The following is an 11,853-nucleotide window of genomic DNA, read 5'->3' as shown; positions in this document are numbered from 1 at the left end:
CCTTTGCAGACGGGCCGGAATTATTTCTTTTTGAGAAGCTGGTTGTAACGGGCCGGATCTTTGAACAATGCAAGTGCAGCTTTAACTTCCGGATCTTCATTGAAGGAAGCTTCCCGCATGCCTTTTTCCAGATAATAATGCTTGATGACTTCTTCCTCAAGCACTTTTTTAATCTCCGGCTTGAAAATCTGAAGATCGTTGTCTTTGCTGTGAGAAAGCTTGGATTTTAGCGCTTTAAGCTGATCTTCGATTACTTCAAAGGACTTTTCTTTCTTTGCAGAAGCTTCAAGATCATTCATATCGCGTTCCACCTGCGTAGTGTAGTCGTATTCTTTGTCGCCCAGCCATTTTACAAAAGCTGTATAATCAGCATCGGACAAATGGAATTCTTTTGCGGGCTTGATCGTCGGGTGTTCAAAATGGTATTTTACTGCATAATCAAAGAAAAGGCGATTGCGTCCCAATGATGTGGCCAGCGGAGAATAGGTTTCTTTTTCGGTAAGAATATCCGGCAAAATACCGCCGCCGTCGAAAACAGACCGGCCGTTCGTGGTTTTGAACTCTGTCATCAGCGAATCGGCAATTTTACCAACGCTTCCGTCATCATTCCGGTGGCTGTAATCAATAGCCTGAATACATCTTCCGCTTGGAATGTAATATTTGGCCGTTGTGATTTTCATTTTGGTATTGAAAGAAAGATCCCGTGTGGTCTGCACAAGCCCTTTTCCATACGTTCTCTGTCCGATCAGCACGCCCCGGTCATAATCTTGAATAACGCCTGAAACGATTTCCGCCGCAGAAGCGCTCCGGTTATTTGTCAGCACCACAACCGGAATTTCGGTATCAAGAGCCGGATTGTAAGCGGTGTAGGTTTTGTTCCATTCGCTTACTTTTCCTTTTGTGGAAACGATTTCCTGACCTTTAGGAATAAATATATTGGAAATTTCAATGGCCATGTTCAGCAATCCGCCCGGATTATCGCGCAGGTCAAGCACAACGTGCTTCATGCCTTTTCCTTTCAGTTCCTGAAATGCATTCCGGACTTCACGGGAAGCTGTTGCGGTAAAATCTTTTAAATCAATGTAACCGACATCTTCACTGATCATGCCATAATACGGAACATTGGTTACTTTCACAATATCCCGGTTCAATGAAATTTCCAGCGGTTTCGGAGTGCCGTAACGTTTTACAGTCAGTGTAACGCCGGTTTGGGTCTGGCCTTTCAGCAGTTTTCCGGTATCAAAATCTTCTCTTGTTGAAAGATCAATGCCATTGATTTTAATAATTTCATCACCGAGCTGTAATCCGGCCTTTTGTGCAGGCGTGTCTTCATAAACCATCATGACCGTATGCTTTTTGTCAATGGAACTGACAATCGCACCAATGCCGTTATATTTTCCGGTTGTCATCGTCATGTAATCCTCAATATCATCTTCGGCGTAATAGACGGTATAAGGATCAAGCGAACGGAGCATATCGTCAATGCTGGTTTTGATCAGCTGGTTCGGATTGATCTCGTCCACGTAATAGGCATTCAGTTCTTTGAACAGCGTAGCGTAGATATCAAGGTTACGCGCTATTTCAAATAAGCGGTCATCCTGCCGGAAAGAAACAAAAGTCAGGCCTGCAACTACAGGAATTGCCAGCCAGAAAGAGCGAAGATACTTTTTCATCTATGTTCAGGAATTGGATTGATTTTTCTGAATGGCAGGAGGCAGCTTTTCAAGTCGTTTGAGCGTTTGCTTCATGGCCGTTTCAATAACGTCGTAAGAAGTTATTTCTTTTGCAAGATACAAAAAAGCAATGTAGGAAGGTCTTGATTCCGTGGAGAATGTAAGCAACGATTCTTTGTTGAGCCGGTAAGATTCCTTGCAGCGGCGGCGGATCAGGTTGCGGTCAACGGCTTTTTTAAACTGTTTTTTAGAAACAGAAAATAAAACCTGGGGAAGAGGAGGGGCCTGCGGATCATAAATATACAGTACCCTGAAAGGAAAAAGGTAGAACGTGTGGACCTCCGAACTACCTCTCTTAAAAAGCCGCCCGATTACACGGTGGCTGCATAAGCGTTCATTTTTACCAAATGTTTGTTTCAAGTTCCTGTAGAAGAAAAAAGTGTCTGCCAAGTTTAGAATACCGAACCTGGCAGACATATGAAAGACTGACGTCCTCTACTCAACTTTCAAGCCTTTGATTATTGCTTATGACGTTTTTCGTCTGATACCGTTAGTTTCCAACGGCCTTTCTTGCGACGGCCGGCAACTACTTTACGCCCGTTTGCAGTGGACATTCTTTCACGGAATCCGTGCTTGTTTCTCCTCTTGCGATTCGATGGTTGAAAGGTACGTTTCATCTCATTATCAAATTATTGCGCTATAAATCTCTGTCTACCCGTAATTTGGGCTTGCAAAGGTAAATAAAGAAAACTGAAAAGTCAACAATGTTAAAAAATTATGCTTCTGCCTGCGTGAAGTTATGTAATTTCAAAAACCGTAAAATAATGAGGTGACCCGCCAGAAAAGTGGTATTTACCGCAAGATAATCACCTGACATTTAACTCCTATACTTGCGAATTGGTTGCTGTAAGTTTGTTTGGTAACATAGTAACGAGTAATATGTACTTACAACCTTATGCTTTTCAACTCTCCAAGCTTTGCTCTGTTCTTTCCGGTAGTGTTTGTAATTTATTGGTTTGCTAGCAGGAAAAGCCTGATTTTTCAGAATCTGATATTATTGATAGCCAGCCTATACTTCTATGGATGCTGGGATTACCGTTTTCTGTTTCTGCTGCTGTTCTCTATCGGCCTTGATTATTTCACCGGGTTGTATATCGGACAGGCTACCAAAGTATCAACAAAAAAAATTTGGCTCATCGTCAGTGTGTCCGTGAATCTTTCCTTTTTAGGCGTTCTCAAATACTATAATTTCTTTGCCGATTCATTCGCGACAGTACTATCCGGGCTGAACTTCAATGTAACTCCTGCCTTTTTAAATCTCGTTCTTCCCGTTGGAATATCCTTCTATACTTTTCACGGGCTGTCATATGTAATTGACATATATAAAGAAAGAATAAAGCCTGAAAGGAATTTTATAGATTATGCTGTATTTGTAAGCTTTTTCCCGTTGTTGGTAGCAGGTCCTATTGAACGGGCTACGCATCTTTTACCCCAAATCCAGCGAAAAAGAAAATTTGATTACAATCAGGCAATGGATGGATTGCGGCAGGTTCTTTGGGGACTCTTCAAGAAAGTTGTAATCGCTGACAATTGTGCCGAATATGTAAACCTGATCTTTGATCATTCCGATACTTACTCAGGAAGTACATTGCTACTGGGAGCTTTTCTATTTTCAATGCAAATTTATGGAGACTTTTCCGGGTATTCAGACATGGCGCTGGGTACCGCAAGGCTGCTTGGAATTGAACTGCTCCGTAATTTCGCCTATCCTTATTTTTCTCGCGATATAGCTGAATTTTGGAGACGCTGGCATATTTCTCTTTCTTCCTGGTTCCGCGATTATGTCTACTTCCCACTGGGCGGGAGCAGAGGAAGTCTGGGCTTACAAGTGAGAAATACCTTTATCATTTTTCTGTTAAGCGGGTTTTGGCATGGTGCCAACTGGACTTTTATAGCCTGGGGTGGCCTGAATGCAATTTTCTTTCTTCCGCTATTACTTTCGAATAATAATCGTAATCACATAGAAATTGTAGCAAAAGGACAAGTTTTGCCATCTCTCGGAGATTTTTTTAGAATCGTAACCACATTTATCATTACTACATTCGCCTGGATCATTTTTCGAGCCGAGAGCATCAACCATGCAATCTCATACATCGGCGGCATTTTCTCAACTAGCCTGTTTACCGTCCCGCAAATAAAGCCGGGATATCTGCTCACATTAATTGCTGTTTTTATCTGCATTGAATGGCTTGGCAGAGAGGAGCCTTATGCAATTGCCAGACTTGGCTATAAATGGCCTCGCATTATCAAATATGCGTTCTATTACCTTATTGTGATTGCTTTGTTTGTGTTTGCCGGTGACCAGCAACAGTTCATTTATTTTCAATTCTGAAATGAAAATCTTTTTAGCAAAAATTCTTTTCATTGTACTTGTTGGCTGTATTCTGGGCGAAATAATTGCAAGGGTATGGCATTTAAACAGTGACATTCCTCAGCGATATCTGGATAGTCATGGTATTCAGAAATACGTCCCGGAGCAAACCGGATACTGGAAAGGAGGCAGCCATCAATGGCATATTAACAAATTAGGGTGGGCCGGAAAATTTGTTGATAGCAATGACAGTCTTGTGACAATCATTGGCGACTCATTTATTGAAAATTTTATGAATCCTGAAAACTGTCATCAGGATGCACTTCTAAAGAATCATTTTCCGCAGGTGAAATTTTTAGAAGCAGGACGGTCAGGAGTGTCTTTTATCGAGGCGCTGGAAATTGCAGATGAACTGGATTCACTGCATGTAAAGCTGCACTTGATTTATGTAAACAATGAGGATTTTACCGAAAGTATCAGTAATCTCAATCGTCATTCTGACATCATGCAGGTAGATTTGGAACAAGGGAAAATGGTTCCGGCAGTAATGAAGATGCCAGGTCTGAAAAAGATTCTTTACAGTTGCAAGTTCGCCTACTATCTTTACAATCGCTTTGGGTCCAGTAAGATCCTTGTTCCTGGCAGATCTGACAAGAATAAAATCCCAACTACCAAATCAGATCAGAAGGAGCGTTATACTAGCCAGTTGTTAGCATATGTGAAAGAGCATTATCAATTGTCAAACAAAGTTATCATCTTCCATCCTTCGGTATCTAAGGCATTAAAAGCTCAAGTTTTCAAGACCGGCTTCAAAACAATTGCTTTAAATTCGGACAAAGATAAAGAATGGACATTCGTCTATGACCATCATTGGAATTGTTACGGGCATTCTCAGGCTGCTGCCCAAGTGGCCAAACATTTAAAAGCTGGAAGGCTGTTATAAGCTGAATCAAGGCAAAACGCTACCGGGCATCTTGAATTAAGCTTACATCAAGTAAATGCGTAACAAATTTTAAGATACAGGCCGTCATCGATCATTTATAAAAGAACTTTTTCTTGAAATACCACTCTGCGCAGCCGTTATTTACTTCTACAGAAGCCCATGCAGGGTCAAATTTTTCCGATACTATCAGAATGGTATAAGGAACGTTCTGAAGTTTTGGCACATATACTTGTTGTTCCTTTGTATTCTCTACCAATTGTGTTCTGGCGATCATTTCCTTGTTATAGCGCGATGCTCTGCCCGTGATAAGATCCGACCATGCCGATCTGAAATTGAAGTTGCTGAAATAGGAGGTTAAAAAATACAGACCGACAACCCATTGCAGGATGCCCATCCGAGTAGGCAGTGTCATCAGCCCCTTTTTTGAAAGCCAAAAAGCCAGAATAAATACATTATAAGTCCATCCGATCAATGTCCAGAAATTGATAACACACTGACCACGCAAATTTGGCGGCTCTGCTATGGACCAGTAAGATGGAAAATAAGTCAGCCAAAGACTGGCCATAAAAACAAGTATTGAAATTGCAGGATGCATATCAAAAAACCTGAACTCTTCCGGGCGGCGTAAGTTGTACAAACGAGCGGCAAAAGGAATAAGCACGAGTGTAAGCACATACAATGTGGGCGCCATTTGTGAAAAGTTGTGCACCGCCCAAAGCAAACTGCTTTTTGCAGAAAAAATCAGATTGTATTTCAATGCTGTCGGGTAAAGTCCGGATTCTGCCCGTGCGTTATTTCCAGGGGCTGTAACCGACAGCACGCCGAATACCAAAGCAACGAGGCTCAGGATGAATTCTTTGGCAAGGAAGCGTTTCAGATTGATACTATTGAAAAAGAATACAGCACCGGTGATACAAACAAGCCATAAAAGCGTATACTCATTCATTCCGATTAAGAGGATCATTCCTAAACATATAATAATAATTTTGCGCCATGAAAAATCATTAAGATTCCGGAAAAGATAGCCTAGCAGGTAAAGTGTACCAATGTCGGCAAGTGTATAATAATAGCCTGTATACCAATAAAAATATCCTGCAACACTTGGCATTTCAGTGATCATTGCAAAAAGCAGTAAGAAGGCGAACAATGCAGTTTCCCATTTTTCAAACTTGTCCAGTGTAAACCCTCTTACGAAGTAGATAAAGGCATGTACGTAAATAAAAAGCAGGACTATTGGAGCGATTTTATATCCGGAATACGAGCCATAGGCAAGTGGCTGGGTAGACGAAATAAGTGTTCCGACATATCTCCCGGACCAGGTTTTCCAGTAATGTTCCTGATATTTCCAGTAACCTAAGTTATTCACAGCCAACGTATGGCAATAATCATCGGTAGTTGGGAAATTGAAAAAAGAAACAGCAACAAAGGGGAATATCAGAAGTGCAAAGGCTGCGATCAACAATCTGTATCTGTTGTTTCGATTTTCAAGCCAAGTAATTTGGTTCACGGTTATCCTTAATGTAAGATGGTAAAGATGTCTTCAAACCTATGACATTAATCCAAAACACAGCAAGGCTTTAATTTAACGGTTTAAGGGAGTTTTTTACCGGTCATATTACTATCTTGTAATGCTTATAAAATTATAATGCTCATCTAAATTTGACCGGAATGGCTAAAAAAAAAGCACTATTGTTATCCCAAAATACAAACCGTGACTTCACCCTGACGCTTGAACCGGTGAGCGGCGGCATAACGTTGTTCTATGCTTTCATTAATGGTGTCAAAGTAATCCAGTCTGATGGGACAGACAAGAAAACGTGGGCAGGCAAAATTCCGGATGCGCAGGTCAGAATTAAAGTCAGGGTGATCGGTATTGACAATGCATCTTTTACAATCGGCCTTGATTTGCCCGGAACAGCAGACGATCAAAGTCTTACACTGAAATTACAGGGAGGTTATTATGAAACAGAAATTCTTCTTTAGTCTTGTTTTCCTGTTTCCGTTTATAAGTTTTGCACAAGAGGCAAAATTCAGGTTGCTGCCTTATATCAACGGAATGACTTCAATCAGAAACGGTCTGATCGAAGCCGGGCCTGAACTGAACTGGCAAAAACCGGAAAAAGGGAAAACCTTTATGCTGAGGCCGTCCATCCGGCTTCCGCTGACGGATGAAGCACAAAATCTTCTTCAGATTGACCGGTTTACTTCGGAATGGAGAGCGATTATGGCCGTTCAGTTTACCAGGGACAATACGCAGGAATCGGGCCATATTTCCAGGCATTCTTTCGGAGGACAAATAGAATACGGATACACCGGCTTTAAATATTATCCGCTTGGAAATTCGGAAAGTCAGCAGAAAACAGGCAAAACATCTTACGATCTGGAACTGAAATATGTCGGTTTCTTTTCAGCGGGTTCTTCGGGTGCCACGCAGCTTTCGCCGCAGTTCCGGCTGCGTTACGCGCATGACTGGACGGCAGCCGGCGAAACGGGCGTTGTAAATCCTGCAAACAACAATGGCGTTGTTACCGTTTCAGATATGATTATTGATCCGCCCGGCGTTGCCTCGCTATTTTCTCCGGCGTTTTCCCTGCAAATTTATCCAGGAAAAGGCAGTTTCAGTTATTCGCCGGCCGTGTATTATGATTTTACGGGAAAGAGTGATTCCGATAATCCTTTTGGTAACCTCAACCGGCTGAGACTTGAAAGCTGGGTTTTCTTTTATCCCTTACTTTCGGATAATTCAAACGTAAAGATCGGTGTAACGCCGTTTCTGGGCATCCGGATCAAAGGAGACGATCATTTTAACAAAGTAGAATACGGTGGAATGGTCACAATCAAGTTTGGCACAACTTTTCTTCAGTTTTTATAACATTACTTATATACAAGCAAACAGACCAATCAAAAGAGGTGTAAACTTTTTGGTTGTACGAACATTAGTTTCTGTTGATACTGTGTACATTGCATGTAATAAAGTATTTTTGATTTAAGATTCAGTTATGTATTCATCCGTACTCATTGCCGGACAGTTTGTTAATTTGGGTATAAAGGAAAGCAATCCTGTAACGCAGATGAAGTTGCAGAAAATGGTTTTTTTTGCACATGGTCTTCATCTGGCCATTAATAACGGAAATCCGCTGATCCGGGAAAAATTCCTGGCATGGAAGTTCGGCCCGGTTGTTCCGACCATCTATCAGTTATACAAGCAATGGGGCAATGCTCCGATTATCGAAAGAACTTCCATTCTGGTCAATTCAAAGCCGCTTGAATACTTTTCCGAACTTTCTGAATCAGCCCTGGAAGCCATTAACAACACCTGGGAAATTACAAAAGACGTGGATGCAATAACCCTTTCAAACTGGTCTCATTCGCCCGATTCGCCCTGGGCGATTACTTACAGGAATATTGGTGAGAACGGTGTAATTGACGACAACTTGATTAAAAATTACTTTGAGCAGCAAATCCGATCAACCGCAGGCTAATACTCCGAATCCCATTGACAGGAACACCCTGCGAAACTGGGTAACTTCCGCATCGCCTGAGTCCACCGAGCAGGATATCAGTGAAAAAACTTTTCTTACTTTACTCCAGCAAGTAAGCCTTGAAGGGCTTTCTCAAAACATACGGGAAAGAAAAAAGTACGCCGGATATATTTTCTGGATGGTTTCGGTCTGGCTGATTACCGTTGTCATTATTGTCTGGCTGAACGGACTGGGAGAAGTTTACTGCTATAATTTTCTGGACCCGCTGCTGCGTACAGGTGTAAAATACATTCATTTCAGATTCAGTTTGTCCGATACTGTCATAATTACATTAATAACGACGGCGACAGTTAACATAACAACATTTTTTCTGGTTGTGACCAAATACCTTTTCCCGAATACGCCAGAAAAGGATTCCACTTCTGTGACTTGAAGATTTAAGGAACGTATGTAAATTCAATAATCGCGCCCTGATCTGAAATGTCTTTGGGTTTTTCCTGCGTAGGTCCCGATGTAACAGCGGAATTATCTGTAACCAGATAAATCTTTCTGCCGTCTCTTGAAACAGCAACGTCACGATAGCGGACCGGCGCTTTAAAGTATTCCTTTTCATCCGTGACCTTATCACCGGCTGCATTCAGTTTCAGACGGATCAGTTTGCCTTGTTTGAGTGAAGTAACCAGCAGTGAATTTTTCCACTCCGGAATAAGATCCGAAGTATAGGCAGCAATTCCGGAAGGTGCAACGGATTCCCATTCCGCCTTTTTTTCATCACCGGAACGGCTTGCTTCCAGCACTTCTTTCAATCTGCTGTTTTCCGTAGCATTAAAGCTCTTTACAGGATTTTCATAATTTTTCAGCTTCTTGGCATTCAGCTGCTCATTTTCGATCAGCGGATAAGCCGTGTTCCAGATCCCCGGCAGGCTGTCCTTTTCGGTAACGCCGGCCGCAAGTCCGTTGTAATTCCCGTCCGCATAGCCGATAACCAGCGGATGACCGTAATTTCTGCCTTTTTTTATGATATTGATTTCATCATCTGAAAAGGGCCCGTGCTCGGAGGAATAAAGGATTTCTTTTCCATTGATTTTCATGGTAGCAAGTCCCTGCGGATTCCGGTGCCCGAGACTCCATACGGCATTGGACGAACCCGAATGGAAAGGATTGTCTTTCGGAATCCACTGATCAGCCGTTTGTGCGCTTTTATCCGGCTCTGTATTGAACCGCAGGATTTTGCCTTCATAATACCGCAAATCCTGCGCATGGTTTGCTCTTCCTGCATTGGTAAACTGGCCAGCGCCCAAATCGCCGATTAAATAAAACAAATATTCTTTTCCATCCATGGAAGAAATGGCGAGCCTGCCGCCGTTATGATCGTTACTGCTGGAAATGGAATCGCAGATCGTTAAAGCATCATGCAGCTTGTTGCTGTCTTTTTCGTACGTATAACGGACGATTTTGGTTTTGAAGTGAAATCCTCCGTCTCTGGGATCATGTCCGTCACCTGTGCTTTTTTTGCCTTCAAAATCATATACATAGGCAAGATAAACATAAGGTTTTCCGCTCAGTAATGCAGGATGCAGCGCCATACCCATCAGTCCGCCTTGCGGCCAGGGCTTTTTGCCGTCTTTGGAATCGTTCAGCGTGTCGTATCTCGGAAAGGTTTTTTCGGAATTAAGGTCAAGCAGCACATCCATTTTTCCATTGGCCGGATTTACTTTCAGCACACGATACCCTTTGGCTTCGTTGATCCATAAATGATCGTCAGGCCCGTAAATTATATTCCACGGATCGCTCAGGCCTTTGGCAATTATTTTTCTCTCAAATTGCTTATCAACATCTTGCCCCGAGGCAGAAAACAGGCCGGACAAAAGCAGTGAAAGGCAAATGGTAACAAAACGCAGACTGCAAATCGGGAACAGCATATTTCTGAATGATAAATCTTCTTGAATGCAAATGAATTTTTGAAGGAAATGATTTGATCAAAATCATGCCTGAACAGGGCGGCAGCTTTGGCAGAAAAAATTGCCGTAAAAAGAAAAAAGGCCACTAATGTGAATTAGTGACCTTTTGTAGTAGCGGGAGCTGGACTCGAACCAGCGACCTTTGGGTTATGAGCCCAACGAGCTACCAACTGCTCCATCCCGCGGCGTTGAATTGGAGTGCAAATATAGGAAAACTATTTTAATACAATAGCTTTTTGCAAAAGATTTTAACAAAAAATTTTCTGCCGGATATTTCCGGAAGTGCCCGTAAATTGCAATTTGATGAACGGAAAGCCGTAGATTTGCATAATTATCAGGAAGATACAATTTTGAAAAAGCTGGATTGGAAAGGTTTACCGCTCAGGATCAAGCGGAAAATAATTTTCAGCCATTCATTTCCTGAACAGAAAAAAGCAACTTTATGGAAGAAAAACAGGAAACAAATATTTCCCTTCGCAGCCATCGTGCAGGATTTGTCAGCATCATAGGCAAGCCGAACGTTGGGAAATCCACCTTGATGAATGTTCTGGTGGGCGAAAGGATGTCGATCATTACGGCCAAGGCACAAACTACAAGACACAGGATCATGGGAATCCTGAACGGGAAACACGAAGGAATTCCTTTTCAGCTTGTGTACTCGGATACGCCCGGTGTCATAAAGCCTTCGTACAAGCTTCATGATTCGATGATGACTTTCGTAAAAGGTTCGCTGGAAGATGCCGATGTGGTTTTGTTTGTCGCTGAAATAGGAGAGAAGGCCGCGGATCATGAAGTATTGCCGTTACTGCAGCGCGCGGATGCACCGGTCATTCTGGTTTTGAACAAAATAGACCTTTCGAATGATGAACAGGTAAAAGCTAAGATGGAAGAATGGGACAAGCTGATCCAGCCCGCTGCGATTGTGCCTATTTCTGCTTTGCATAATGCCAACATTGCTACTTTGTTTGATGCCGTTATCACGCGTTTGCCGTTTCATCCGCCCTATTTTGATGAAGATGAACTAACCGACAAGCCTGAGCGTTTCTTTGCTTCTGAAATGATCCGGGAAAAAATCTTTCTCAATTACCGCCAGGAAATTCCATACAGTTCCGAAGTTGTAATTACAGAATTCAAGGAAAGGGACGACATCATTGTAATCCGCGCCGAAATTCTTGTAGAAAGAAAAAGCCAGAAAGGAATCATTATCGGAGAAAAAGGGGAAATGCTGAAAAAAATCGGAATTCAGGCCAGGCAGGATCTGGAAGAATTTTTTGGTAAAAAAGTGTTTCTTGAACAACATGTAAAAGTAGAACCGGACTGGAGAAGCAAGGAAAACAAGCTTCGTCAGTTTGGGTATGAAGAATAATTAAACAATTGAATGAAAAACGGTAAAACTTTATCAAACCGTTTGGATCATTATCAA

At 42.2% G+C, this 11,853-nt stretch carries 12 protein-coding genes and 1 tRNA gene; 7 read left to right on the top strand and 6 right to left on the bottom strand.

What is annotated here, in order from left to right; all coding sequences use genetic code 11:
• Positions 1–20: 20 nt before the first annotated feature.
• The 3 genes from FEM55_RS23930 to rpmH all read right to left on the bottom strand — a co-directional run bounded on the left by FEM55_RS23930 (position 21) and on the right by rpmH (position 2,350).
• Positions 21–1,673 carry a S41 family peptidase gene (locus tag FEM55_RS23930; RefSeq protein ID WP_138283854.1) on the bottom strand — a complete coding sequence of 551 codons (1,653 nt, stop codon included), beginning with the start codon at positions 1,671–1,673 and terminating at the stop codon, positions 21–23.
• Positions 1,674–1,679: 6 nt separating this feature from the next.
• Positions 1,680–2,093: a ribonuclease P protein component gene (gene rnpA, locus FEM55_RS23925; RefSeq protein WP_138283853.1), complete on the bottom strand. Its 414-nt coding sequence runs from the start codon at positions 2,091–2,093 to the stop codon at positions 1,680–1,682.
• 98 nt (positions 2,094–2,191) lie between these two features.
• Positions 2,192–2,350 (bottom strand): 50S ribosomal protein L34, encoded by a 159-nt coding sequence (gene rpmH / locus FEM55_RS23920; RefSeq protein WP_015813300.1) that lies wholly within the window; start codon positions 2,348–2,350, stop codon positions 2,192–2,194.
• Between the two features lie 470 nt (positions 2,351–2,820).
• On the opposite strand from rpmH, the gene FEM55_RS23915 reads away from it, so the two are divergent.
• Both FEM55_RS23915 and FEM55_RS23910 read left to right on the top strand, forming a co-directional pair.
• Positions 2,821–4,065 carry an MBOAT family O-acyltransferase gene (locus tag FEM55_RS23915; protein WP_308420226.1) on the top strand — a complete coding sequence of 415 codons (1,245 nt, stop codon included), beginning with the start codon at positions 2,821–2,823 and terminating at the stop codon, positions 4,063–4,065.
• 1 nt (position 4,066) lies between these two features.
• Positions 4,067–4,987 carry a hypothetical protein gene (locus FEM55_RS23910; protein ID WP_138283851.1) on the top strand — a complete coding sequence of 307 codons (921 nt, stop codon included), beginning with the start codon at positions 4,067–4,069 and terminating at the stop codon, positions 4,985–4,987.
• A gap of 91 nt (positions 4,988–5,078) precedes the next feature.
• Here FEM55_RS23910 and FEM55_RS23905 read toward each other — a convergent pair whose 3' ends face one another.
• The gene (locus FEM55_RS23905) at positions 5,079–6,353 is read right to left on the bottom strand and encodes a hypothetical protein (RefSeq protein WP_229209398.1); all 1,275 of its coding nucleotides are present in this window, start codon (positions 6,351–6,353) and stop codon (positions 5,079–5,081) included.
• A 302-nt stretch (positions 6,354–6,655) separates the two neighbouring features.
• Between FEM55_RS23905 and FEM55_RS23900 the strand changes: the two genes are divergently transcribed.
• The 4 genes from FEM55_RS23900 to FEM55_RS23885 all read left to right on the top strand — a co-directional run bounded on the left by FEM55_RS23900 (position 6,656) and on the right by FEM55_RS23885 (position 8,902).
• Positions 6,656–6,970, top strand: a complete 315-nt coding sequence (locus FEM55_RS23900) for a hypothetical protein (RefSeq protein WP_138283849.1) — start codon at positions 6,656–6,658, stop codon at positions 6,968–6,970.
• Positions 6,948–7,859, top strand: coding sequence for a hypothetical protein (locus FEM55_RS23895; RefSeq protein WP_138283848.1), 912 nt, complete (start codon positions 6,948–6,950; stop codon positions 7,857–7,859). The genes FEM55_RS23900 and FEM55_RS23895 overlap by 23 nt, the downstream gene beginning before the upstream one ends.
• Positions 7,860–7,986: 127 nt before the next feature.
• A complete protein-coding gene (locus FEM55_RS23890) occupies positions 7,987–8,469 on the top strand; it encodes a Panacea domain-containing protein (RefSeq protein ID WP_138283847.1) in 483 nt (160 codons plus the stop codon).
• Positions 8,438–8,902 carry a hypothetical protein gene (locus tag FEM55_RS23885; protein WP_138283846.1) on the top strand — a complete coding sequence of 155 codons (465 nt, stop codon included), beginning with the start codon at positions 8,438–8,440 and terminating at the stop codon, positions 8,900–8,902. Before FEM55_RS23890 ends, FEM55_RS23885 begins: the two co-directional genes overlap by 32 nt.
• Positions 8,903–8,906: 4 nt before the next feature.
• Here the strand turns inward: FEM55_RS23885 and FEM55_RS23880 are convergent, their stop codons facing one another.
• Together FEM55_RS23880 and FEM55_RS23875 are read right to left on the bottom strand one after the other, a co-directional pair.
• On the bottom strand, positions 8,907–10,391 hold the full coding sequence (locus FEM55_RS23880; protein WP_138283845.1) for a PQQ-dependent sugar dehydrogenase: 1,485 nt from the start codon (positions 10,389–10,391) through the stop codon (positions 8,907–8,909).
• A gap of 151 nt (positions 10,392–10,542) precedes the next feature.
• Positions 10,543–10,615: transfer RNA gene (locus tag FEM55_RS23875), tRNA-Met, on the bottom strand.
• A 257-nt stretch (positions 10,616–10,872) separates the two neighbouring features.
• Here FEM55_RS23875 and era point away from each other — a divergent pair.
• Entirely contained in the window at positions 10,873–11,796 is a 924-nt protein-coding gene (era, locus tag FEM55_RS23870; protein ID WP_138283844.1) for a GTPase Era, read from the top strand.
• Positions 11,797–11,853 lie beyond the last annotated feature (57 nt).

Origin of the sequence: Dyadobacter sediminis, assembly GCF_005860765.1 — a bacterium.
In the GTDB taxonomy this organism is placed as follows: domain Bacteria; phylum Bacteroidota; class Bacteroidia; order Cytophagales; family Spirosomataceae; genus Dyadobacter; species Dyadobacter sediminis.
This window is presented reverse-complemented; position numbering and strand designations above follow the sequence as displayed.